Raw genomic sequence first — 23705 nt, forward strand, 5'->3', positions numbered from 1 at the left:
GAACCTCTCAATGGATGAACAGGATGGCGAGGATCACCGGCACCACGAGCCCGAGCCCCACCATGGGCCAGGTCGTCGGCCGGCCGCCGGCGTGCATGTGCAGCAGGAAGAGCCCGGTGCCGCAGAAGACGAAGCAGGCGACGGCGAAGACATCGAGGAACCAGCTCCAGGCCGCACCCGTGTTGCGGCCCTTGTGCAGGTCGTTGAGGTAGGAGACCCAGCCGCGGGTGGTGACCTCGTGACGGGCCTCGCCGGTCGTGCGGTCGATGTTGATCCAGGCGTCGCCGCCGGGCCGGGGCAGGGGCAGGTAGATCTCGTCGGCCGACCATTCGGCCTCGCGGTCGCCGGCAGTGACGCCGAACTCGCGGCTGATCCAGTCGCGGAGGGGCGCGGGCAGGGCACGCTTCACCTCGCCCTGCGTGGGCGGCAGGGCCTCCAGCAGGGCGGCCGGCAGCGTCGCGGTGCGGGCCGTGGTGCGCGGCGAGGCCTCGATCTGCCCGGCATGGTTCAGCGTGATTCCGGTCACCGCGAAGAGCAGCATGCCGATCAGGCAGATGGCCGAGCTGATCCAGTGCCACTGGTGCAGCTGCTTCAGCCAGAAGGATCGGTTGCCGGCCGCGAGCGGTGGCCTGGCCGTGCCGGACTTGCTCGGGGTCATGACGCCTCGTTGAGAATGGTTCGCAAATAGCCGGTCTGTCGGCCGCGTGCAAATCTCGTAACGTAACCGTCGCCCGCCCGGTGACGCGCGGGGGAACCCGGTCTAGCTTCGCGGCCGTTTCCGAAGGGGGAAGTGTCGCATGGCGAAGTCGCCGAAGCAGGGTAAGTCCATCACCGAGCGCAGCGGCGGCAAGCTGCTCGCGGACGCCCTGGTGGCGCAGGGTGCCACGCATGTCTTCGCCGTGCCCGGCGAGAGCTATCTCGACCTGCTCGACGGGCTCTACTCCGTCCGCAACCGGATCGAGCTCATCACCTGCCGCTTCGAGGCCGGCGCCGTCCACATGGCCGAGGCCCATGGCAAGCTGACCGGCAAGCCCGGCGTGGCCATCGTGACGCGCGGCCCGGGCGCCTGCCACGCGGCCATCGGCGTGCATGTCGCCATGCAGGACAGCACGCCGCTGATCCTGCTCGTCGGCCAGATCCCCATCGTCGAGACCGATCGCGAGACCTTCCAGGAGGTCGACTACCGCCGGATGTTCTCGCCGCTCGCGAAGTGGGTGACGCAGATCGACGACGCGGACCGCATCCCCGAGATCATGGCGCATGCCTTCGACGTCGCGGTCAGCGGCCGCCCCGGACCGGTCGTCGTCGCCATCTCCGAGGAGATGCAGAAGGACCTGGTGGCCGTGCCCGACATCGGGCCGTCGGAGGTCATGCCGGCCTATCCCGCGCCGGATGCGATCCCGAAGATGATGGCGCTGCTCGCCAAGGCCGAGTGCCCCCTCGCCATCCTCGGCGGCAGCCGCTGGACGCCGGAGGGCCGCGCCGCCATCCGCGACTTCCTCGTCGCCAACGACATCCCGACCTGCGTCTCCTTCCGCCGGCAGGGGCTGTTCGACGGCACCTCGAAGCACTTCGTGGGCGATCTCGGCGTGGGCGCCGACGCGAAGCTGGTGGCCGCCGCCAAGGAGGCCGACCTCATCCTCGCCTTCGGCACCCGCATGGGCGAGCCGGTGAGCCAGGGCTACACGCTGCTCGACATGGCCGGCGCCACGCCGATCGTGCAGGTCTATCCGGACCAGGCCGAGATCGGCCGCGTCTATCGCGTGGCGCTGGGCATCACCTCCGATGTCAACGCCTTCGCCCTCGCGCTCGAGGGCGAGAAGGTGAAGAAGCCGCGCTGGGGCGCTTGGCGCAAGCAGGTCCGCGCGGCGCGCGAGGAGCAGGCGGAGGCGCCGGACTACGAGGGCCGGATCAACCTTGCCCGCGCGCTCCAGGCGCTCGAGAAGGAGCTGCCGAAGGACACGATCTTCACCACCGACGCCGGCAACTTCGCCACCTGGCCCACGCGCTTCATGCATGTGAAGGAGGGCCAGGATTTCCTCGGCCCGACCAACGGCGCCATGGGCTACGGCGTGCCCTCCGCGATCGGCGCGGCCATCACCTTCCCGGACCGGCAGGTGATCTGCTTCGTCGGCGACGGCGGCTTCATGATGACGGGCCAGGAGATCGCCACCGCCTTCCACCACGGCGTGGCGCCGATCATCCTGGTCTTCAACAATTCGATGTACGGCACGATCCGCATGTACCAGGAGCGCGTCTATCCCGAGCGCGTCAGCGGCACGATGCTGACCAACCCGGACTTCTCCCGCTTCATCGAGGCCTTCGGCGGCCATGGCGAGCTCGTCGAGACCACGGGGGAGCTGGTGCCGGCCTACAAGCGCGCGGTGGCGAGCGGCAAGCCCGCGATCATCGAGATCCGCACGAATCCCGAGCAGGTCACCAACCGCGCGACCATCTCGGATCTCCGCGCGCAGGGGAAGGGGCCGAAGAAGTAGGCCTTCCTTCGTCTCAGACGGATTTCGGGATCCGGCGCAGCTCGAAGCCGGCGCGGCGCAGGAGGCGCTGCGCCGAGGTCGAGATGGCACCGGCCCAGTGCGGTCGCGGCGGCGCGGCGAGATGGGCGGCCAGGCGTTCGGGCGCATTCATGGCCACGAGATCGCTCAGCGCGCCCGCATGGACCATGATCCCATGCACGAGATGAAGCGCGCCATCGGGCGGGATGCAGCGAAGCGCCAGGCTCCCGGCGCTCCGGTCGACCTGCCAGACATGGGAGAAGGAGCGGAGCAGCCACTGGGCGAATTCCAGCGGGTTCACTTCCGCATGCGCGATCTGGCACCAGGCGTTGAATTCGAGGAAGACCATGGGATCGTCCCGCCGCAGAAGATCGAGCGCGGCGCGCAGGATCGGGAACTCGTGGCCCTCCACGTCGATCTTTAGGAAATCGACGCGCGGCAGCGCATGCTCCCCGGCCAGGGACGCCAGCGTGCGCTGCGGCACCTCCGCCCCGTCCCGGGAGATGTGGCCAGAGGCGGAATTCTCGGTGAAGCGGGCCGTGCCATCGACCTCGCCCGCCGCGGCGTGGACGGGCGTGACATGGCCGAGCCCGCTGCGCGCGATGTTGTCCTGCAGCAGGCGGAAGACGGTGGGGCCTGCCTCGATGGAGAGGACCCGGCCTTCAGGAGCGCGGGCGGCGATGATCAGGCTGGTGAGGCCGATATTGGCCCCGACATCGAGGCAGATATCGTCGGGACGGAGCACGGCGGCACAGAATGCGTCGAAACCGCTGCCGTAGCCGTCCGCATCGCGAGGAAGTAGGGATCGTCCACGGCCAGCCCGGCGATCAGATGGCTGATGCCGCCGATCTGAACGGCCTTGGTCGGATGCGCCATGGAATCTTCCCGCCGATCGGAGCGGCCCGGAATTGATCGGCGGCCGCTGCCGAATCAGGAGGTCTGATTTCTCACGCAAGGTGTTTGACCGGCGAAGTCTCGCGGCCAAGGCTGGTGCATTCCTGGATATGCGTAGCCGGGCAGGGCGGGGTATCCTCGCCCCGTGCGGATCCATCTCCACCTCCTGATCGCTCTCCTCGCCCTCGCGGCCTGCCGCGAGGAGAAGGACGCCTCCGCCCCGGCGCCCGCCCCCGCCCCACGCCAGCAGGCGGCGCGCGACGCGGCCACGGCCGCGCTGCGGGAGAGGCTGCGCGGGCAGGAGACGCAGCTGCGGGGCGTGCAGGTCTTCTCCCAGGCGCTGTCCGACACGGTCGCCGTCTGCGGCCGGTCGAGCGCCGGGGCGGGCGATCCCTACATCCCCTATGTCGCGGTTATCACCTTCCAGGGGGAGGCGGCGCGCGTGACGGGCTTCACGCTCGGCGCCACCGGGCCCGAGGCCACCCGCGTCTTCCTGGAGATGGTGGACCGGTGCTTCGATGGCGGCGGCCCGCTGACCAATCGGCCCATGGCGCGCAGCTATCCGCCCCTGCCGATCACGGGCGCGGGCGATCCCGCCACCCCCACGCCGCCGGCGGCCAGCCCGCCGGCGGCCCCCGGGTCTACCACCGGATCTACCCCTGGGCCTGCGCCGGCCGCCCCGCTGGCCTCGGCGCCCGTGCAGCCCGGAAGCCTCCCCGCCACCCGGCAGACGGTCGTCACCTGGGCCCGCACCGGCGCCAATCTCCGCAGCGGCCCGGTCGGCGGCGAAGTGATCGGCGTCGTCCCGCCCTCGAGCACGCTGGACGTCATCGCCGAGGCGCCGGGCGGCTGGTACCAGGTGGGCCGCGGCGGCACCGCCATCGGATGGCTGCATGCCACGGTGCTGGAGCCGCCCGCGCGCTGACTCCGGATGCGGAGATCGGGCCGCGCCTGATTGACTCCCCCGGCCCCCGCTGCGAAGCCTCTGGGCGCCAATCGAGGAGCCGTCATGTCCAGCCTGCAATCCACCATCGAGTCCCTCTGGGAGAAGCGCGACACCCTCTCCGCCACGACCCAGGGCGAGCCGCGCGAGGCCGTCGAGGCGGCGCTGGAGATGCTGGACAGCGGCAAGGCCCGCGTCGCCGAGCCGAAGGACGGCGAGTGGCACGTCAACCAATGGCTGAAGCAGGCCGTGCTGCTCTCCTTCCGGCTCAGCGATTCCGCGCCGATGGACACCTCCGCCGGCGCCTATGACAAGGTTCCCCTGAAGTGGGAGGGCTGGGGCCCGAACCGCTGGAAGGAAGCCGGCTTCCGCGCCGTGCCGGGCGCGATCGCCCGCCGCTCCGCCTATATCGCGCCGAACGTGGTGCTGATGCCGAGCTTCGTGAACCTCGGCGCCTATGTCGGCGGCAGCACGATGGTCGACACCTGGGCGACCGTGGGTTCCTGCGCGCAGATCGGCAAGAACGTGCATCTGTCCGGCGGCGTGGGCATCGGCGGCGTGCTGGAGCCGCTGCAGGCGAACCCCGTGATCATCGAGGACGACTGCTTCATCGGCGCGCGCTCCGAGGTGGTCGAGGGCGTGATCGTGGAGAAGGGCTCGGTGCTCTCCATGGGCGTCTTCCTCTCGGCGACGACCAAGATCATCGACCGCAACACCGGCGAGATCTTCATCGGCCGCGTGCCGTCCTATTCGGTGGTGGTCCCTGGCAATCTTCCGGGCAAGCCGCTGCCGGACGGCACGCCCGGCCCGAGCCTCTACTGCGCCGTGATCGTGAAGCGCGTGGACGCGCAGACCCGCGCCAAGACCTCGATCAACGACCTGCTGCGCGACTGAGCGTGCGCGGAAATCTCCCCGAGGAGCCGACCGACCCGATCCCGCTGGCGCAGGCGCTGATTCGCTGCCGCAGCGTGACACCGGCGGATGGCGGCGCGCTCGCGACGATGGAGGCGGCGCTCGTGCCGCTGGGGTTCACCTGCACGCGGCTGAAGTACGGAGAGGTGGACAACCTCTTCGCCCGCCGCGGCACGGAAGGTCCGCATCTCTGCTACGCCGGCCACACCGACGTGGTGCCGCCCGGCGACGAGGCTGCCTGGGCCGACAATCCCTTCGCGGCGGTCATCAAGGGCGGCGTGCTCTATGGCCGCGGCGCCTGCGACATGAAGGGCGGCATCGCGGCCTTCGTCGCGGGGCTGTCCGACTTCCTCGTGGCCAATCCCGACCATCCCGGCTCCATCTCGCTGCTCATCACGGGCGACGAGGAGGGGCCGAGCGTGGACGGCACGCGCCGCGTCCTCGAATGGATGGCCGAGAACGGCCACACGCCCGACATGTGCGTCGTCGGCGAGCCCACCTCCAAGGCGCAGCTCGGCGACACCATCAAGGTCGGCCGGCGCGGCAGCATGAACGCCTGGATCACGGTGAAGGGCCGGCAGGGCCACAGCGCCTATCCGCAGCTCGCCGACAACCCCGTGCACCGGCTGATCCGCGTGCTGAACGCGCTGACCTCCGAGCCGCTGGATTCCGGCTCGAAGTTCTTCGAGGCCTCGACGCTGCAGGTCACCGGCATCCAGGTGGACAACACCGCGACCAACGTGATCCCGGCCGAAGCGAGGGCCTTCCTCAACATCCGCTTCAACGACCACCATCATTCCAGCGCCCTGACCGAGCGCATCCGCACCATGCTCGCCGAGCACGCGCCGGAGCACGAGCTGCGCGTCGCCGTCTCCGGCGAGAGTTTCCTCACCGAGCCCGGCCCCTTCGTGGAGGCGCTGCAGCGCGCCATCCGTCGCGGCACGGGGCTGGAGGCGAAGCTCGACACCGGCGGCGGCACCTCGGATGCGCGCTTCATCACGCATTACTGCCCGGTGGCCGAGCTCGGCGCGGTCGGCGCCACGCTGCATCAGCGCGACGAATCCGCGCCGGTGGCGGAGCTGCGGGCGCTGGCGGGACTCTATCGCCTCGTGATTGAGGAGTGCCTGCGCTGAACCCGCCCAGCGTCGCCAACGGCATCGCCGCCGCCTTGCTCTTCGCGCGGGGCCGCGCTGTGGGGCTGGCGCTCATCGCGCCGGGCATGGAGGGCGCGCGGCATTCCTTCCTCGCGGCTGCCATCTGCCTGCCGGTGCTGCTGGCGCTCCGCATCCTCGGCTGGGCGACGCAGGGCGCGCCGCCCAACGGCGTGGTCGTGTCGCTGGTGGCCGAGCTGGTCGGCTACACGCTGGGCTGGGTGGGTTTCGCGCTGGCCTCGCGCCTGCTGGCGCAGCAGGCGGGCCGCGGCGGCGACTGGCCGCGCTTCATCGCGGCCTGGAACTGGTCGAACCTCGTGCAATACGCGCTGCTGGTCGTGCTGCTGCTGCCCAGCCTGTTCGGCCTGCCGGGCTGGATCGGCAATGCGCTGGGCCTGGCCGCGGTGGGCTATGCGATCTGGCTGGAGTGGTTCGTGACTAGGGTGGCGCTGAACATCCCCGGGCTGACGGCGGCGATGTTCGTGATCCTGGACCTGGCGCTGGGGCTGTTCATCGGCGGGGTGACGGCGCGGATCTCGGGCGGCTGAGATCGAGGGACGCTGCCCTCACATTCTTGCATCTCCGGTCGGTTTTGGAGTCCAGGACCAGAAGCCCCCCGCTACGCCCGCCAATCGAGCGCCTGCGGAAACTCAACGCTGAGGAAGCACAGGCCCTGCGGCGGCGCGGTCTGGCCGGCGAGGCGGCGGTCCCTGCCGTCCAGTACCTCGCGTGGCCATGTGACCGGCCGCCGCCCCAGCCCCACCTCGTAGAGCGTGCCCACGAGGTTCCGCACCTGATGGTGCAGAAAGCTCCGCGCGCTGGCGAGGATGTGGATCTCCTCGCCGGTGCGGATGACCTCCAGCCGCTCCAGCGTGCGCAGCGGCGAATCCGCCTGGCAGGAGGCCGCGCGATAGGCCGAGAAGTCGTGCCGTCCCAGCAGCCCCTGCGCTGCCGCATGCATCGCCTCGTGGTCGAGCGGCAGCGGGATGTGCCAGACGCGCCCTTCCTCCAGCGCCGGCTTCGCGCGCCGGGCGAGGATCCGGTAGCGGTAGTGCCGCTGCACCGCGGAGAAGCGCGGCGACCAGCCCTCCGGCGCTGACGCCGCCGCGCGGATGGCGATGCGGTGCGGCCGGACGTGGAAGTCGAGCGCCGCGCGCATGCGCTCCGGCGGAAGGTCGGCCGAGAGCCCGATCTGCACGACCTGGCCTTCCGCATGCACGCCGGAATCCGTGCGGCCGGAGGCGGTGGCGAGCGGCACCTCGCCGCCGTTCAGCTTGGCGGCGGCTTCCTCGATGACCTGCTGGACGGATGGCCCCGAAGCCTGCCGCTGCCAGCCGAAGAATTCGGCGCCGTCGTATTCGACGAGGAAGGCGTAGCTCGGCATCAGCCGAGCATCATGCCGGCGGGCAGGGAATAGCCGCGCAGGAAGGCATCGGCGTCCATCGCGCCGCGGCCCGGGCGCTGCAGACGGGTGAGGCGCAGCGCGCCCTCGCCGCAGGCAATGGTCAGGGCTTGCCCCGCCAGCACCTCGCCCGGAGCGCCGGAGCCCGCAATAGGCTCGGCCGCAAGCACGCGCAGCACCTCTCCGCGATGCGGGAAATAGGCGCCCGGCCAGGGGTTCATCGCCCTGACACGCGCATCCAGCGCCGTGGCCGGCTGCGTCCAGTCGAGCAGCCCGTCCGCCTTGGTGAGCTTGGGTGCATAACTCGCGCCCTCCTCGGGCTGCGGGACGGCGGGCGGGTCCTCGTCCAGCGCGCGCAGGATCAGCTCCGCGCCCATCGCCGAAAGCGCGTCGTGCAGCTCCGGAGTGGTGCTGCGCGGGCCGAGCGGCACCACGCCCTTCAGCAGCATCGGGCCCGTGTCGAGTCCTTCCTCCATCCGCATGATGGTGACGCCGCTCTCGGCATCGCCGTGCAGGATGGCCGCATGGATCGGCGCCGCCCCGCGCCAGCGCGGCAGCAGCGAGGCGTGGATGTTCAGGCACCCCCGCCGCGGCGCGTCCAGCATGGGCTTCGGCAGGATCAGCCCATAGGCCGCGACAACAGCGACATCGAGGTCCAGCGCCGCGAAGGCCTCGTGCTCCGCGGTGTCGCGCCGCACCCGCGCGGGGGTGCGCACCGGCAGTCCGAGCGCCAGGGCCGCGCGGTGCACGGGGCAGGGGGTCTCCTGCTGGCCGCGACCAGCGGGCTTGGGCGGCTGGGTGTAGACGGCGCGGATATCGTGCCCGGCCGCGTGCAGCGCGTGCAGGGCAGGGACCGAGAAGTCCGGGCTGCCCATGAAGGCGATGCGCAGTCTGGCGCCGCGATTCACGCTTCGCTCCTCGCCGCGCCGCGGCTGCGGGGCTCCGCGGCCGCGGCGGGCCTACTCATCCCGCGCCTTGGCCTTGAGCTCCTTGGCCAGCTTCCGCAGCAGCATGTTCCGCTTCAGCGCCGAGAGGTGATCGACGAAGAGCACCCCGTTCAGGTGGTCGATCTCGTGCTGCAGGCAGACGCCGAGCAGCCCCTCCGCCTCCATCTCGCGCTTCGACCCGTCCAGCTCCTGCCAGCGGATCTTCACCCGCGCCGGCCGCTCCACGTCGGCGTACTGGCCGGGCAGCGAGAGGCAGCCCTCCTCGCGGACCGCCAGCTCCTTGGTCGCCGCCGTGATCTCCGGGTTCACCAGGATCATCGGCGCCGGCGGCTCCTCCTTGCCGGCCACGTCCACCACGATCAGCCGGAGGTCCGAGCCGACCTGCGGCGCCGCCAGCCCGATTCCCGGCGCGGCATACATCGTCGCCAGCATGCGGGGCGCCAGCTCGCGGACCGCATCCTCGTCGCCGGGCACGATCAGCCGCGCCTTCCGGCGCAGATGCGGGTCCGGGACCAGCAGGATGGGAAGTTTCTCGTCGTTCATGATGCCTGCGGAGGTAGCGCCGCGACCCCAGGCTTGCAACGGCGCGGCCGGTGGGCCAACTGTTGCAGGTCCGCATGCCGCCTATTCCAGGGGCGCGGGCCGCACTCGCTCCTGGCAGGAGGCTCAATGTCCCGTTCCTCGGTGTTCGGTTCACCGCTGTTTCTCGGCTTCGACCATCTCGAGCAGATGCTCGACCGTGTGCAGAAGAACGCCGACGGCTATCCGCCCTACAACATCGAGCAGACCGGCGAGGCGCGGCTGCGTATCACCCTGGCCGTGGCCGGCTTCTCCATGGACGACCTGGCGATCACGCAGGAGGACAACCAGCTCGTCATCCGCGGCCGCCAGCGCGACGACACGGAGGGGCGCGTCTTCATCCACCGCGGCATCGCGGCCCGGCAGTTCCAGCGCGCCTTCGTGCTGGCCGAGGGCATCGACGTGGAGGGCGCTTTCCTCGACAACGGGCTGCTGCACATCGACCTCCAGCGGCCCATGCCCGAGGTGAAGGTGCGCTCCATCCCGATCGGCCGGCAGGGCGCGGTCGGAGCGCGGCCCGTCGTGCGCCAGCGCGTGCGCGACGAGGAGGTTTAGCTTGCCCAGGCCGGTGAGGTCGGTGTGAAGCCCTCGAGTCTCTGGACGCTCGGCCTCTGCCTCGTGGTCCTCGGCATCGGGGCGCATTGGTTCGGCTGGGACGCCCTGCTCTGGTTCCCCCGGACGGTCCTGGACTGGCTGAGCTGGGGGCCGGCCGCCATCCTCGACGCGATCGAGGATTCGCCCAGCACGATCGGGCTGGTCGCCCTCGGGATCGTGCTGATGGTCGCGGCCAAGATGTGGATGCGGCAGAAGGGCAGGGGCTGAGGCCGCCGCCGCCAGGATTCTGCAAAAGCTTCGGCCGAAATCTTTCGGGGCATGGCGCATGGCGTGACATTCCGGTTAGTCTTTTCGCAGTTGCGAAAAGGATCTCCCATGCTCCGCAAGCTCGCGACCGCCCTCGCGGTCTTCGCCCTTCCCATCGCGACGCAGGCCCAAACGGCGCAAAGCCAGACGCTGACCATCGGCGCCGCCGCGCCGGTCACCACCATCGACCCGCATTTCCACAACATGGGCCCCAACAACGCCCTGGCCATGCATCTCTTCGACAAGCTGGTGGAGCGCGACGGGCAGTCCCGCATGCATCCGGCGCTGGCCACGAGCTGGCGCGCGATCTCGGACACCGAGTGGGAGTTCAAGCTGCGCCAGGGCGTCACCTGGCATGACGGAAGGCCCTTCACGGCCGAGGACGTCCTCTTCTCCTTCGCCCGCATTCCCGACGTGCCCAACAGCCCCGGCGGCTTCGGGGGCTTCCTCCGCCTCATCGAGCGCGTGGAGGTGCCGGACCCGGGGACGCTGCGCATCCACACCCGCCAGCCCAACCCTCAGATGCCACTCGACCTCGCCTCGGTGATCATCGTCTCCCGCCATGCCGGCGAGGGCATGGGCACCGAGGACTACAATTCCGGCCGCGCCGCCATCGGCACGGGGCCCTATCGCCTCGTCGCCTATCGCTCCGGCGACCGGGTCGAGCTGGTGCGCAACGACGCCTGGTGGGCCGGCCCGCAGCCCTGGGCGCGGGTGAACTACCGCATGATCCTGAACGACGCCGCCCGGACCGCGGCGCTGCTGGCCGGCGACGTGGACCTCATCGAGCAGATCCCCTCCAGCGACATCCCTCGCCTGCGCCGCGATCCGCGCCTGCAGGTGACGGAGGCGCCGAGCCTGCGCACCGTCTTCATGTCGCCCACCTATTCGCGCGAGGGTCCGACGCCGCTGGTCACCGACAATGCCGGCGTGCCGCTCCCGCAGAACCCCTTCCGCGACATCCGCGTGCGCCGCGCCCTGTCCATGGCAATCAACCGGGACGCGCTGGTCGAGCGCGTGATGGAGGGCGGCGCCGTCGCGACCGCGCAATGGCTGCCGCCGGGCTCCTTCGGCTACAACCCCGACGTCCGGCCGCAGCGCTTCGATCCCGACGGCGCGAAGCGCCTGCTGGCTGAGGCCGGCTTCCCCGACGGCTTCCGCATGACGGTCCACACGCCCAACGACCGCTGGCCCAACGACGCCCGGATCACCCAGGCCGTGGCGCAGATGTGGACGCGCATCGGCCTGCGCGTGCAGGTGGAGGCGCTGCCCTTCTCGGCCTTCGTGCCGCGCCGGGCGCGGCAGGAATTCGCCATGCAGCTGGGCGCCTGGGGCAGCTCGACCGGCGAGGCCTCGAACTTCATGCTCAACATCATCTCGACCTATGACCGGCAGAAGCTGACCGGCTCCAACAATGCCGGCCGCTACTCCAACCCGGACATGGACGCGCTGACGGCGCGGGCCTCGGTGGTCATGGACGACAGCACGCGCGAGGCGATGTGGCGCGAGGCCGTGGCGATGGTCGCCGACGACTTGCCGACCATCCAGCTCTTCCAGCTCAACAACGCCTGGGCGCTGCGTCGCGGCCTCGCGCACGAGCCGCGCATGGACGAGCGGACCGTCGCGATGGGGGTGCGGCCCGCGCCGTAGTTCTGCTAGCCTCCCCGGCAACAAGGCCGGGGATGGACATGATCAAGAGACGCGCTCTCGCGCTGGCGGCGCTCGTGCCGCCGGTCGCCGCGAAGGCCCAGGGGCAGCCTGCCGGGCAGGACCGCACCCTGACCATCGGCGCTGGCGCGCCGGTCACCACCATCGATCCGCATTTCCACAATGTCGGCCCGAACAACGCGCTGGTCATGCACATCTTCGACCGGCTGGTGGAGCGCGACGGCCATGCGCGTCCCCATCCGAGCCTGGCCACCAGCTGGCGCCCGGTCTCGGACACCGAGTGGGAGTTCAAGCTGCGCGGGGGCGTCACCTGGCATGACGGCCGGCCCTTCACCGCCGACGACGTGGTCTTCACCTTCTCCCGCGTGCCCAACGTGCCGAACAGCCCGGGCGGCTTCGGCGGCTTTCTCCGCGCCATCTCCCGCGTCGAGGTGAAGGACCCGCTCACGCTGCGCATCCACACCCGCCAGCCGCATCCGCTGCTGCCGCTCGACCTCGCTTCGGTCGCGATCATCTCCCGCCATGCCGGCGAAGGCATGGCCACCGAGGACTACAACACCGGCCGTGCCGCGATCGGAACGGGCCCCTACCGCCTCGTCTCCTACCGCTCCGGCGACCGCGTGGAGCTGCAGCGCAACGACGCCTTCTGGGGCGAGCGCGAGCCCTGGGCGCGGGTGAACTACCGCATGATCCTGAACGACGCCGGCCGCACCGCGGCGCTGCTGGCCGGCGACGTGGACCTGATCGAGCAGATCCCGACCAGCGATCTCGCGCGCCTGCGCCGCGAGCCGCGGCTGCTGGTCACCGAGATCGCCAGCCTGCGCACGGTCTACATGGCGCCCGACTATTCGCGCGACGGCGGGACGCCTCTTATCACCGACAATGCCGGAACGCCGCTGCCGGTGAATCCCTTCAAGGATGCGCGCGTGCGGCGCGCGCTTTCCATGGCGATCAACCGCGATGCGTTGGTGGAGCGGGTGATGGAGGGCGCCTCGGTCGCCACCGCGCAATGGCTGCCCGAGGGCGCCTTCGGCTACAACCCGGATGTCCGGCCGCAGGGCTTCGATCCCGAGGGCGCCCGCCGCCTGCTGGCCGAGGCCGGCTATCCCGAGGGCTTCCGCCTCACCGTCCACACGCCCAACGACCGCTGGCCCAACGACGCCCGCCTCACCCAGGCCGTGGCGCAGATGTGGACGCGGGTCGGCGTGCGCGTGCAGGTCGAGGCGCTGCCCTGGACCGCCTTCGTCCCGCGCCGGGCCCGGGTGGAATACGCCATGCAGATGGGCGCCTGGGGCAGCTCGACCGGCGAGGCCTCGAACTACCTGGTCAACACCATCTCGACGCATGACCGGCAGCGCCTGACCGGCGCGAACAACAACGCCCGCTTCTCCAGCGCCGAGTTCGACGAGCTGACCGCGCGCGCCTCCGCCACCATGGACGACACGGCGCGCGAGGAGCTGTGGCAGCGGATCACGGCGCGCTATGCCGAGGAGATGCCGCTGATCCAGCTCGTGCAGCTCACCAATACCTGGGCCCTGCGGCGCGGGCTGCGGCACGAGCCGCGGATGGACGAGCGGACGGTGGCCATGGGCGTGCGGCCGGAGCGTTAGGCCGCTGCGGCAGGGCGGGAGCGAGACTGCCTCCGATCGCATGAAGATTGTTGTGAAAACCGCGACTTCTCCAGAGCGCAACTGGCGCCGCCCCGCGCGCCTCGGTAGTCTCCGCGCATGACGAAGCCGACTGCCTTCCTCTCCCGCATGCTGGCCTTCCTCGCCTTGGTCGGGGTCGTCGTCGCGCTGCTCTACCCCTCGCTGCACCACGCCTTCGAGGCCAATCCGGTCCTCAACGGCTTCATCCTCTTCGTGCTGGCGATCGGCGTCCTCTGGAACATCCGCCAGGTGCTGGTGCTGCGCCCCGAGGTCGACTGGCTGGAGGCCTTCCGCAACCCGCGCCAGGGCGATCCGGCACGCCCCACGCCCAAGCTGCTCGGGCCCATGGCGAGCATGCTGGCGGCGCGGCGCACCGACCGCTTCACCCTCTCCACCGCGGCCATGCGCTCGCTGCTGGACGGCATCTCCTCGCGGCTCGACGAGACGCGCGAGCTTTCGCGCTACATGACGGGGCTGCTGATCTTCCTCGGCCTGCTCGGCACCTTCTGGGGCCTGCTGCTGACCATCGGCGCGGTGGCCGAGGTGATCGGCGGCATGTCGGTCGGCTCGGGCGACGTGAACGCGCTGTTCAACCAGCTCAAGGCCGGGCTGGCGGAGCCGCTGCGCGGCATGGGCGTGGCCTTCTCGTCCTCGATGCTGGGCCTCGCCGGCGCGCTGGTGCTGGGCTTCCTGGACCTCACGGCGGGCCAGGCCCAGAACCGCTTCTACACCGAGCTGGAGGACTGGCTGGCCGGGCAGACGCGGCTCTCCTCCGGCGCGCTCGGCGGCGAATCCGAGGGCGGCTCCATGCCGGTCTTCGTCCACGCCCTGCTGGAGCAGACGGCGGAGAACCTCGAGCAGCTCCAGGCCATCATGGCCCGCGGCGAGGAGGCGCGGGGCACCACCGCCACCGCCGTCGGCCAGCTCGCCGAGCAGCTCTCCCTCCTCGGCGACCAGATGCGGGCGACCCAGCAGATGATCGCCCGCATGGCCGAGCAGCAGGCGCAGCTCACGCCGGTGCTGACGCAGCTCGCCGCCTATCAGGGCCAGAGCGCCATCGATGACGCGGCCCGCGGCCACCTGCGCAACACCGAGCTGCTGCTGGCGCGCCTGCTGGAGGAGGTGGCCTCGGGCCGCGCGCAGTCCACCCAGGAGCTGCGCAGCGAGATCCGCGTGCTGACGCGCACCATCATGGCCATCTCGGGCGGGCCGCAGCAGATCCCGGGCGGCAACCCCGGTGGCTAGGCGCCGCGCGCGTCCCGCGGGGTTCGATCCCTGGCCGGGCTATGTGGACGCGCTGTCCACGCTGCTCATGGTCATCATCTTCGTGCTGCTGGTCTTCGTGCTGGCGCAGGGATTCCTGTCCACCGCCCTCTCCAACCGGGACCGCGCACTCGATCGGCTGAACGCCCAGGTGGCGGAGCTGTCCGAGCTGCTCTCGCTGGAGCGCGGGCAGACCGCCGAGCTCCGCACGCTGCTCACGCGCGCGGCGGACGACCTGCGCGGCGCCACCGGCTCGCGCGACAGCCTGACCGAGCAGCTGCGCGTGCTCCAGGCCGAGCGCGACGCCCTGGCCGGCGACGCCGCCAGCCTGCGCGGCGAGCGCGACCGGCTGACGGCCCGCATCGCCGATCTGGAGGCCGCGCGCGGTGCCGCCGTGCAGCAGCTCACCCGCGCCGAGGCGCAGCTCGCCGAGGCCCTGGGCCGCGCCGAATCTGCGACCGGCGACGCGGCGCGCACGGTGCAGCGGCTGAATGAGCAGGCCCGCACCGCGGGCACGGAGCGCGCGGCGAACGCGCAGCTCCTGGCCGAGGCCAATCGCAACCTCGCCGCGACCCAGGCCGCCCGTGCGGCGGGCGAGCGCGGCCTTGCCGAGGCGAACCAGGCGCTCACGGCCGAGCGGGCCACGCGAGTGGGTGTCGAGCAGCGGCTGGCCGAGGCCAACCGCAACCTGGCCGCGACCCAGGCGGCCCGCACGGCGAGCGAGCGCAGCCTTGCCGAGGCGAACCAGGCGCTCGCGGCCGAGCGCGCCACGCGAGCGGGCGTGGAGCAGCGGCTGGCCGAGGTGCAGCGCGCCCTTGCCGCCGAGCAGGCCGCCCGCGCCACGGCGGAGCGCAGCCTGGCCGAGGCGCAGCGCACGCTCACCGCCGAGCAGGCGGCGCGCGCCGAGGCGAACCGCAACCTTGCCACCGAGCGCACCGCGCGCGGCGGGGCCGAGCAGCGGCTGGCCGAGGCGTCGCGCAACCTGACCGAGGCCACGCGCAACCTCACCGCCGAGCGCACGGCCCGCACCGCGGCCGAGCAGCGTCTCGCGACCGAGCAGACGGCCCGCGGCAATGTTGAGCGGCAGATGCGCGAGACGACCGGCGCCCTGGAGACGGCGCGGCAGGAGCTGGCCACGCTGCGCCGGCAGGCCACCGAGGCCGCCGCCCATGTCGCCGATCTGGAGCGCCGCATCGCCGCGCTCCAGGCCCAGGCGGAAGAGCTGAACCGCACCGTCACGACCGACCGCGCGACCATCGAGGCGCGGCTCGCGGACCTCGCGCGGATGCAGCAGGACATCGCCCGCCTCAACGCGCTGCGCGAGCAGGCCGAGCGCGCCGCCCAGGCCGCCGCCCAGGCACAGGCTGCCGCCCAGGCGCAGGCCGCCGCCGAGACCCAGCGCCGCCAGGGCGCCGAGGGCCAGGCGGCCGAGAACCAGCGCCTCTCCGAGGCCGCGCGCGCCCAGGTCGCGCTGCTGACGCAGCAGCTCGCGGAGCTGCGCGGCCAGCTCAACCGCCTCGCCAATGCGCTCGACGCGTCGGAGGCCAAGGACCGCGAGAACGAGGCGCAGGTGGTGAACCTGCGCTCGCAGCTGAACGCCGCGCTGGCGAGCCGCGTCGAGGAGCTGCAGCGCTACCGCAGCGAGTTCTTCGGCCGCCTGCGCGAGGTGCTGGGCGACCGGCCCGAGCTGCGCATCGTGGGCGACCGCTTCATCTTCCAGTCCGAGGTGCTCTTTCCGCCGGCCTCGGCCGAGCTCTCGCCGGCCGGGCAGCAGCAGATCCGCCAGCTCTCGCGCGTGCTGCTGGACATCGCCTCGCGCATCCCGCCCGAGATCCCCTGGCTGCTGCGCGTGGATGGGCATGCCGACCGCAACCCCATCCGCAGCAGCCGCTATGCGACCAACTGGGAGCTCTCCGCCGCGCGCGCGATCGCCGTCGCGAACCTGCTGATGGAGGCGGGGCTGCCGGCCAACCGCGTCGCTGCCGCCGCCTTCGGCGAGCACCAGCCGATCGACCCGGCCGACACGCCCGAGGCCTATGCCCGCAACCGACGCATCGAGCTCAGGCTGACCGACCGATGAGCACGCCCTTCCACATCCCCGACCACGCGCTGCTGCGCGCCAAGCTCACCCGTATCCGCCGGAAGGAGACCGACAGCGCCACCTTCCGCCGTATCCTGGCGGAGATCGGCGCTATCCTGACCAGCGAGGCCCTGCGTGACCTCGACGAGGCGGAGGCGGGCATCGAGACGCCCGTCGGCCCCATGCGCGCGCCCGTCCTGGCCACGCCGGAGCCCTGCCTCGTGGCGATCCTGCGCGCGGGCCTCGGGCTGCTGGAGGGCGCGCGGATGGTGCTGCCGGAGGCGCCGGTCGGCCATCTCGGCCTCGTCAGGGACGAGCACACGCTGCAGCCGACGGAATACGTGGTGCGGCTGCCGCGCGACCTCGCCCATCGTGGCGCGCTGGTGCTGGACCCCATGCTCGCGACCGGCGGATCGGCCATCCAGGCGATCCATCGGGTGAAGCAGAGCGGCGCGACCTCGGTGCGCTTCGCCTGCGTCGTGGCCGCGCCCGAGGGCGTTGCCGCCTTCCGCGCCGCGCATCCGGACGTGCCCATCACCGCCGCCGCGCTGGACGAGAAGCTCAACGAGAAGGGCTATATCGTGCCGGGCCTGGGTGACGCCGGCGACCGCTGCTTCGGGACGGAATGATTCCCGTCCTGCGCACGCAGCGGCTGGTCCTGCGCGCCTTCGCCGAGGCCGACCTCGACGCTTTCGCGGCGCTGCAGGCCGATCCGGTGTTCATGCGCCATCTCGGTGTCGGCGAGGGGGCGGGAAAGCCGCGCACGCGCATCGAGACCTGGACGGGCATGGCCGCGCAGCTCGGCCAATGGGCGCTGCGCGGCTGCGGCTTCTGGGCGATCGAGCACGAGGGCCGCTTCATCGGCCGCGCCGGCATCCTGAACCCGGAGGGCTGGCCCATGCCGGAACTGGCCTATGGCATCGCGCCGGCCGAATGGGGCAGGGGCCTCGCCTTCGAGGCGGCGTCGGCCGTGCTGGGTTGGGCGCGGGACAGCATGCCGGAGCCGGTGGCGAGCTTCATCCACCCCGCGAACGAGGCTTCGCGCCGGCTGGCACGGCGGCTTGGGGCGACCCAGGACGGCATGATCCACCTGCTGGGCGTGGAGGCCGAGTTCTGGCGCTACCCGCCCGCCTGACCCTCCCATCCTTGCAACCTCCGATTGCATTGCCGGTCGTCCTGGATCAACTTTCGTGCCCCAGCATGCGAAGGCCGCCGCCGTGACACCCGCCGATGTCATCCAGCTCCTGCAGTCGCCCGAAAAGCTCATGCGGAGGGTCAATCTGGTCATCGCCGGCGGGGCCACGCGGTCGCCGACCCTGCCGAACGCGCCGGCGCCGCCGGCCAATGGCCAGGCGGTCATCGCCACCTTCAACGTTGAGATGAAGGGCTACATGAGCAATGGCGCCTTCGTCGCCCGGACGGCGAAGGGCTTCACCACCGGTCTCAGCGGGCTGCTGGGCCGTCAGAAGGACCGGCCGATCGCGCAGGTCGCCCGGCTGCCCGGGCCGGCCGTCGCGGTTCCGGCGGCGGATGAGTTCAATGCCTTCTACGTGCCGATGGTGCAGACCTCCGATGTCGCCGCCAACACGAGCCACTACAGCCTCCCCACGGCCGGCGGCCCGGACGTCATGATCACCTCGCAGCTCTCCGGCTGCTCCTTCGGCGTCGGCTCCAATCCCGGCGGCGCGGTGCTCGTGAGCCATGTGCAGCCCAACCTCGCTTTGCCCGTGGCCAACCGCGCGGCGGATCTCGCGAACAACCTCGGAGCCGGCTTCGCCAATCTGACCAGCACCGCCGCCAAGCTGAACCAGTACGACGTCTACGCGGCCATCGTCGGCGTCCGCACCAACGCCACCTGGCGCTTCTACCTGCAGGCCTATGACACCTCGCAGCGCGTCGTGACCAAGGCCATGGTGATCTGAGAACCCATCCGGAAAGGCCGGCGGCTGAGGGCCGGGCCCGGAAAAGACCGCCGGGACCGACCCGCCAGCCTTTCCGGATGGGTTCCGGGCCCATGGCGATGCGGCGGATCGGGCCGTAAGCTTCGCCCATGCCCCTCGCGCTCTCCATCCTGGACCAGTCCACCATCGTCTCGGGCCGCGATGCCGCCCAGGCCATCCAGGAAACGATGGAGGTCGCGCGGCTGGCCGACCGCCTCGGCTACGCCCGCTACTGGCTCGCCGAGCACCACAACAGCGCGAGTCATGCAGGCTCGGCGCCCGAGATCGTGATATCCGCCATCGGCGCCACCACGCGCCGCATCCGCGTGGGCAGTGCGGGGATCATGCTGCCGCACTACTCCGCGCTGAAGGTCGCGGAGCAGTTCCGGGCGCTGGAGGCGGTGGCGCCCGGCCGCATCGACCTCGGCCTCGGCCGCGCGCCCGGCAGCGACGGCCGCACCGCCTATGCGCTGAACCCCAACGCCGCCACATCAGCCGACAATTTTCCGACGGCCGTGCGCGACCTGCTCGGCTGGCTCGGCGACGGGCTGCCGGAGCAGCACCCTTTCCGCGAGGTCCGCGCGAGTCCGGAGGTGCCGACCGTCCCCGAGGTCTGGATTCTCGGCAGCAGCGACTACGGCGCGCAGGTCGCGGCCTTCTTTGGGCTGCCCTACTGCTTCGCGCATTTCATCACCGACGGGCAGGGCTGCGCCGAGGCGCTGAACACCTATCGGGAAACCTTCCGTGAGATGCGCGGGCAGAAGGCGCATTCCGCCATCGGCATCTACGCGCTCGCCGCCGACACCGAGGCCGAGGCGGAACGCCTCTTCGCCTCCCGCGCGCTGTGGCGCCTGCATCGCGACCGCGGCATCTACCCGCCGCTGCCCAGCGCCGAGGAGGCCGCTGCCTACCCCTACACCGAGGCCGATCAGGTGAAGATCGCGCGCATGCGCTCGCGCGCCATGATCGGCACGCCGGAGCAGGTGCGGGCGCGCATCTCCGCGCTGGCGGAGGAGCTCGGCGTGCAGGAGGTCGCGATTCTCACCCCCTGCCACGATCCGGCGGCGCGGCGGCGCAGCGTGACGCTCATCGCCGAGGCCTTCGGGCTCACCGGAGCGCTTGCCCCATGCGCCTGACTCGCCGGATCGCCGCGGCCGCGCTGCTGCTGACCGTGGGGCTGGGCCCGGCGGGGGCGCAGGCGGTGCCGGTCGTCATCTCCTCGCGCGACGGCTCGACGCGGCCGCTCGACGGCAAGCCGACCGAGCGCTCGGCGGTGACGTTCGGTGACGTGCTTCGCTCCGTCTATCCGGATCTCGACGCCGCCGGCCGTGCCGCCCGCTTCGCCGGCGCGCGCGCCGTGCCCGACGCGGTCGCGGGCGAGGACAGCCCGGCGGGACCGGCCGAGATCGACCTCGCGGGCGGCGAGACCGCCAGCTTCTCCGTGATCTCCGAGGGCGAGCGTGACCATGTGGCCATGCTGGTCGCCGGCGTGCTCGTGATGGCCGAGGTCGCGCCGGAATTCCGCCCGACCGACGCGCTGCTGGTGCAGACCGATCCGGGCGGCGCGCCCTCGATCGCTCAGATGCTGCTGCTGGGCGAGGCGCGTCCCGCCGCCGTGGTGCTCAACAGCCACCACAACAGCCAGGAGAGCTTTTCCCAGTACCTCATCGCGACCCCGATCGAGGGGCGGCTGCAGCAGGTGTTCCAGAGCCCGGTCCTCTACTCCGTCCAGAGCTGGGAGCGCGGCTGCGAGCCGCGCCGGCTGGAGCAGCGGATGCTGCCGATCACGCTGCGGGAGGCGCGGCGCGACGGCTATGCCGAGCTCTCGATGACCGTGCGCGAGGCACGGATCTGCACCCAGCGCGGCCGTCCGCGGACGCTGAACTCGCTGGTGCATTACGCCAGGCTGCGCTGGGACCCTGCGCAGTCGCGCTACCTCGGTGGGCTCGATGCGCTGGAACGCCGGAACCAGCGAATGATGGGCGCGCCTTAGGCGACTGGCGCTGCCCGTCGTGCGGCCATGAGCTGCCAGGCCGCCGGGACGGCCAGCCCGATCACCACCACGGCCAGCCGCGCCTCGTCGCTGAGGAAGTAGCCGAAGGCGCCGATCAGCCCGACGACGCCCAGTGCCACGCGCACCGCCGGGCCCATCGGCGCCACCAGGTAGCCCGCATAGGCCGAGGTCACCGCCGCCAGCGCCGCGACCTGGATCGCGGTCACCGTCACGATCTCGACCAGCGAGCCGCGCAGCATGATCCCGGGGGCGTAGATGAAGGCGAAGCCCACGGTGAAGCCCGCGATGCCGAAGCGCGTGGCATGGACCGAGGTGATGGTCGGGCCGGCCCCCGCGATGGCCGCCGCCGCGAAGGCGGCTGCGGCGACGGGCGGCGTCGCGTCGGCGATCACCGCGAAGTAGAAGAGGAAGAGATGCGCCGGCAGCAGCAGGTCGGCTGCCGAATAGCCCAGCACGCGCGTGCCGACCTCGATGATCTGCGGCACGCCGATGGCGGCGGCGATGATGTAGGAGGGCGTGGTCGGGATCCCCATGCCCAGGATCAGCACGGTGATGCAGAGCAGCACCAGCAGCCAGGGCAGCGAGCCGCCCGCCAGCTCCTTGATGATGCCGCCGAAGGCCACGACCATGCCCGTCGAGGTCAGCGCGGCCACCACGATGCCCGAGCCCGCGATTGAGACGGCGAGCGGCGCCATGGTGTGGCCCGCATTGGCCAGGGCCTCCACGATGTCGCGCCAGCCCATGCGCGTGTTCCGCCGCAGGAAGGCGATGGCGACCATGGCCAGGGTGGCGATGAAGGCGGCGAAATTGCCGCTCCAGCGCTCGGTCATGAGATAGACGAGCACGAAGATCGGGATGACCAGATGCGCGTCGCGCGCCACCTCGCGCCAGCTGGGCATGTCGATGACGGCCATGGGCCGCATGCCCGCGCGCTTGGCCTCGAAATGCACGGCGGCGAGGATGGCGAAATAGTAGAGCACCGCGCCCAGGGCCGCGGCCTTGATGATCTCGGCGTAGGGAATATTGGTCATCTCGGCCATGACGAAGGCCGCGGCCCCCATCACCGGCGGCATGAGCGCGCCGCCGACGCTCGCCGCCGCCTCGATGCCGCCCGCCACGCTCGCGCGGTAGCCCACGCGCTTCATCAGCGGGATGGTCATGGCGCCCGTGGTGATGACGTTGGAGACGGAGCTGCCGCTCATCGTGCCGAAGAGGCCGGAGGTGATGACGGCGACCTTCGCCGGCCCGCCCGAGAAGCGGCCCGCGACGGCCGCGCCGAAGTTGGAGAAGAGCCGCCCGGTGCCGCTCGCCTGCATGAAGCTGCCGAAGATGATGAAGACCGCGATGGTGGTCGCGACGATCCCGGTCAGCGGCCCGTAGACGCCGGCCGCAGTGGGAACGAGCCAGGCGGATTCCAGGATCTCCGCCGGCGTGAAGACGCGCGTGTTCAGCACGCCCGGCAGCAGGTGGCCGAGCTGCATGTAGGCCAGCGAGATGATGACCATCCAGGCGAGCCCGGGCTCGACCGCGCGGCGCGTGGCCTCGAGCAGCGTGACGATGGCGACGACGGCCAGCGTCATGAGCAGGGGCGTGAAGGGGTCCACATATTCCATGCGATCGGCGACGGCGGCGGCCTGCCACATCACCCAGGCATGCGGCGCCGCGGCGGCCAGCGCCCAGAGCCAGTCGACGAAGGTCGGCCGGTCCGGCGGCGAGGATTTCCGCGCCGGGTAGAGGAGGAAGAGCGGCGGCACGAAGACGGCGAGGTGGAAGCCCCGCATCCAGATCGGCTCGGGGAAGCCGAAGCCGCCCCAGTAGAGATGCGCCGCCGCCGCCAGGGCCATCCAGGCCGTGACGGCGACGCCGAGCCAGCCGCGCAGCGTCCTCAAGCGGGCATCGCGCCGGCTTCACGGTAGGCGCGGGCCGCGCCCGGGTGCAGCGGGCAGCCCGTGTACTGCCAGGAGGTCCTGGGGTCGTAGGCGTCCATGGAGGCGTGGATCGTGGACAGCCGCTGGCCCTTGTTCTTGATGAAGGTCTTGGTGATGGCATAGGCCACCGCATCGGGCGTCGTGTCGGCGACAAGGACCACGCTGTCCATGCCCGTCACCTTGATCGGCGCCGTCATCAGCGTGGGATAGGCGGTCGGCGGCACGTCGAACTCGGTATAGGCGTAGGTGCTCTTCATGTGCGCGCGGATATCGTCCGGGAAGGCGATGAGCTTGGCCGAGCGGCGGCCCTGAGCGATCTCGGTCAGCATCGCGGCCGGCCGGGCGAGGGCGGCGTAGACATAGTCCACCTGGCCGTCGTTGAAGGCGGCGGCGATGTCGTTGTAGCTGCCGTTCAGGTAGCGCCCGCCGCCCGAGCGGATCTGGTCGGGCGAGCTGCCGAGGAAGCGCAGGATGCGCTGGACGGTCATCTCGTCCGTCGAGGAGCGCTGCGGCGTGCCGAGCTTGATGCCGCGCGTGGTCAGGATCTCGCGCATGTCGGTCGGCCCGTCGGCGCGGCCGAGCAGGTAGTTGTCGGTCGGCGAGTAGCCGGTGCCGAGGCTGCGCAGCTTCGGATGCGCGAAGGTGTAGGGCTCCTCGCCCTTGAAGGCGGCGGCGGTGAAGGCGTCGATGCCCCAGCCCATCTGGCTCTGGCCGTTCTGGATGCGCGTCGGGTTGGCGAGGCCGCCGCCCGGCACCACACGGACCTGGAGCTCCGGATTCTCCTCGCGGATCAGCGAGGCGAGGCCGGCGGCCATGGTGTACCAGCCGCCGCCGAGCGAGCCGGCAACCCATTCGAGGGTGGTCTGCGCGGAGGCGGTGCGGATGGCAGGCAAAGCGAGCGTGGCGGCAAGCAGCCCGCGGCGCGGCAACAGGATCGACATGGGGGTTCTCCCGGGAATCT

23 protein-coding genes are annotated in these 23705 nt (G+C 71.4%); 16 read left to right on the forward strand and 7 right to left on the reverse strand.

Translation table 11 applies throughout. The features are described from left to right. Positions 1–7: 7 nt before the first annotated feature. On the reverse strand, positions 8–658 hold the full coding sequence (locus AC1ROY_RS12585) for a PepSY-associated TM helix domain-containing protein (RefSeq protein WP_493149168.1): 651 nt from the start codon (positions 656–658) through the stop codon (positions 8–10). Between the two features lie 139 nt (positions 659–797). Between AC1ROY_RS12585 and AC1ROY_RS12590 the strand changes: the two genes are divergently transcribed. Further along, on the forward strand, positions 798–2495 hold the full coding sequence (locus AC1ROY_RS12590) for a thiamine pyrophosphate-dependent enzyme (RefSeq protein ID WP_493149169.1): 1698 nt from the start codon (positions 798–800) through the stop codon (positions 2493–2495). A 13-nt stretch (positions 2496–2508) separates the two neighbouring features. Here the strand turns inward: AC1ROY_RS12590 and AC1ROY_RS12595 are convergent, their stop codons facing one another. Further along, complete coding sequence (locus tag AC1ROY_RS12595) at positions 2509–3258, reverse strand: FkbM family methyltransferase (protein WP_493149170.1); 750 nt, start codon at positions 3256–3258, stop codon at positions 2509–2511. Between the two features lie 294 nt (positions 3259–3552). Here AC1ROY_RS12595 and AC1ROY_RS12600 point away from each other — a divergent pair, with 294 nt between their 5' ends. The 4 genes from AC1ROY_RS12600 (at position 3553) to AC1ROY_RS12615 (ending at position 6961) form a co-directional block, all read left to right on the forward strand. Next, positions 3553–4332, forward strand: a complete 780-nt coding sequence (locus AC1ROY_RS12600; RefSeq protein ID WP_493149171.1) for an SH3 domain-containing protein — start codon at positions 3553–3555, stop codon at positions 4330–4332. 84 nt (positions 4333–4416) lie between these two features. Further along, positions 4417–5244: a 2,3,4,5-tetrahydropyridine-2,6-dicarboxylate N-succinyltransferase gene (gene dapD, locus AC1ROY_RS12605; protein WP_493149172.1), complete on the forward strand. Its 828-nt coding sequence runs from the start codon at positions 4417–4419 to the stop codon at positions 5242–5244. A gap of 2 nt (positions 5245–5246) precedes the next feature. Next, on the forward strand, positions 5247–6395 hold the full coding sequence (gene dapE / locus AC1ROY_RS12610) for a succinyl-diaminopimelate desuccinylase (RefSeq protein WP_493149173.1): 1149 nt from the start codon (positions 5247–5249) through the stop codon (positions 6393–6395). Beyond that, positions 6383–6961, forward strand: coding sequence for a hypothetical protein (locus AC1ROY_RS12615; protein ID WP_493149174.1), 579 nt, complete (start codon positions 6383–6385; stop codon positions 6959–6961). Before dapE ends, AC1ROY_RS12615 begins: the two co-directional genes overlap by 13 nt. A gap of 71 nt (positions 6962–7032) precedes the next feature. On the opposite strand, the gene truA is transcribed toward AC1ROY_RS12615, so the two are convergent. From truA to def, 3 genes are all read right to left on the reverse strand, one after another. Next, positions 7033–7797, reverse strand: coding sequence for a tRNA pseudouridine(38-40) synthase TruA (truA, locus tag AC1ROY_RS12620; RefSeq protein WP_493149175.1), 765 nt, complete (start codon positions 7795–7797; stop codon positions 7033–7035). Beyond that, positions 7797–8705 (reverse strand): methionyl-tRNA formyltransferase, encoded by a 909-nt coding sequence (gene fmt, locus AC1ROY_RS12625; RefSeq protein WP_493149461.1) that lies wholly within the window; start codon positions 8703–8705, stop codon positions 7797–7799. The genes truA and fmt overlap by 1 nt, the downstream gene beginning before the upstream one ends. 69 nt (positions 8706–8774) lie before the next feature. Next, a complete protein-coding gene (gene def / locus AC1ROY_RS12630) occupies positions 8775–9305 on the reverse strand; it encodes a peptide deformylase (RefSeq protein WP_493149176.1) in 531 nt (176 codons plus the stop codon). A 126-nt stretch (positions 9306–9431) separates the two neighbouring features. Between def and AC1ROY_RS12635 the strand changes: the two genes are divergently transcribed. The 11 genes from AC1ROY_RS12635 to AC1ROY_RS12685 all read left to right on the forward strand — a co-directional run bounded on the left by AC1ROY_RS12635 (position 9432) and on the right by AC1ROY_RS12685 (position 20795). Next, positions 9432–9896, forward strand: coding sequence for an Hsp20 family protein (locus AC1ROY_RS12635; RefSeq protein ID WP_493149177.1), 465 nt, complete (start codon positions 9432–9434; stop codon positions 9894–9896). 24 nt (positions 9897–9920) lie between these two features. Then, positions 9921–10163 (forward strand): hypothetical protein, encoded by a 243-nt coding sequence (locus tag AC1ROY_RS12640; RefSeq protein ID WP_493149178.1) that lies wholly within the window; start codon positions 9921–9923, stop codon positions 10161–10163. Between the two features lie 108 nt (positions 10164–10271). Further along, the gene (locus tag AC1ROY_RS12645) at positions 10272–11852 is read left to right on the forward strand and encodes an ABC transporter substrate-binding protein (protein ID WP_493149179.1); all 1581 of its coding nucleotides are present in this window, start codon (positions 10272–10274) and stop codon (positions 11850–11852) included. A 38-nt stretch (positions 11853–11890) separates the two neighbouring features. Further along, the gene (locus tag AC1ROY_RS12650) at positions 11891–13480 is read left to right on the forward strand and encodes an ABC transporter substrate-binding protein (protein WP_493149180.1); all 1590 of its coding nucleotides are present in this window, start codon (positions 11891–11893) and stop codon (positions 13478–13480) included. Between the two features lie 117 nt (positions 13481–13597). Then, complete coding sequence (locus AC1ROY_RS12655; RefSeq protein WP_493149181.1) at positions 13598–14764, forward strand: flagellar motor protein MotA; 1167 nt, start codon at positions 13598–13600, stop codon at positions 14762–14764. Then, complete coding sequence (locus AC1ROY_RS12660) at positions 14757–16862, forward strand: peptidoglycan -binding protein (RefSeq protein ID WP_493149182.1); 2106 nt, start codon at positions 14757–14759, stop codon at positions 16860–16862. The genes AC1ROY_RS12655 and AC1ROY_RS12660 overlap by 8 nt, the downstream gene beginning before the upstream one ends. After that, positions 16859–17491 (forward strand): uracil phosphoribosyltransferase, encoded by a 633-nt coding sequence (gene upp / locus AC1ROY_RS12665; protein ID WP_493149183.1) that lies wholly within the window; start codon positions 16859–16861, stop codon positions 17489–17491. Before AC1ROY_RS12660 ends, upp begins: the two co-directional genes overlap by 4 nt. After that, positions 17488–17997, forward strand: a complete 510-nt coding sequence (locus AC1ROY_RS12670; protein ID WP_493149184.1) for a GNAT family N-acetyltransferase — start codon at positions 17488–17490, stop codon at positions 17995–17997. Before upp ends, AC1ROY_RS12670 begins: the two co-directional genes overlap by 4 nt. A gap of 55 nt (positions 17998–18052) precedes the next feature. Beyond that, the gene (locus AC1ROY_RS12675; protein ID WP_493149185.1) at positions 18053–18784 is read left to right on the forward strand and encodes a hypothetical protein; all 732 of its coding nucleotides are present in this window, start codon (positions 18053–18055) and stop codon (positions 18782–18784) included. A 128-nt stretch (positions 18785–18912) separates the two neighbouring features. Beyond that, positions 18913–19938 (forward strand): LLM class flavin-dependent oxidoreductase, encoded by a 1026-nt coding sequence (locus tag AC1ROY_RS12680; RefSeq protein ID WP_493149186.1) that lies wholly within the window; start codon positions 18913–18915, stop codon positions 19936–19938. Continuing rightward, positions 19929–20795, forward strand: a complete 867-nt coding sequence (locus AC1ROY_RS12685; RefSeq protein WP_493149187.1) for a hypothetical protein — start codon at positions 19929–19931, stop codon at positions 20793–20795. Before AC1ROY_RS12680 ends, AC1ROY_RS12685 begins: the two co-directional genes overlap by 10 nt. Here AC1ROY_RS12685 and AC1ROY_RS12690 read toward each other — a convergent pair. Further along, positions 20792–22705: a TRAP transporter permease gene (locus AC1ROY_RS12690; protein WP_493149188.1), complete on the reverse strand. Its 1914-nt coding sequence runs from the start codon at positions 22703–22705 to the stop codon at positions 20792–20794. The genes AC1ROY_RS12685 and AC1ROY_RS12690 overlap by 4 nt on opposite strands. Then, positions 22702–23685, reverse strand: coding sequence for a TAXI family TRAP transporter solute-binding subunit (locus AC1ROY_RS12695; protein ID WP_493149189.1), 984 nt, complete (start codon positions 23683–23685; stop codon positions 22702–22704). The genes AC1ROY_RS12690 and AC1ROY_RS12695 overlap by 4 nt, the downstream gene beginning before the upstream one ends. Positions 23686–23705 lie beyond the last annotated feature (20 nt).

It is taken from the genome of Roseococcus sp. GW821-FHT12F05 (assembly GCF_058806835.1).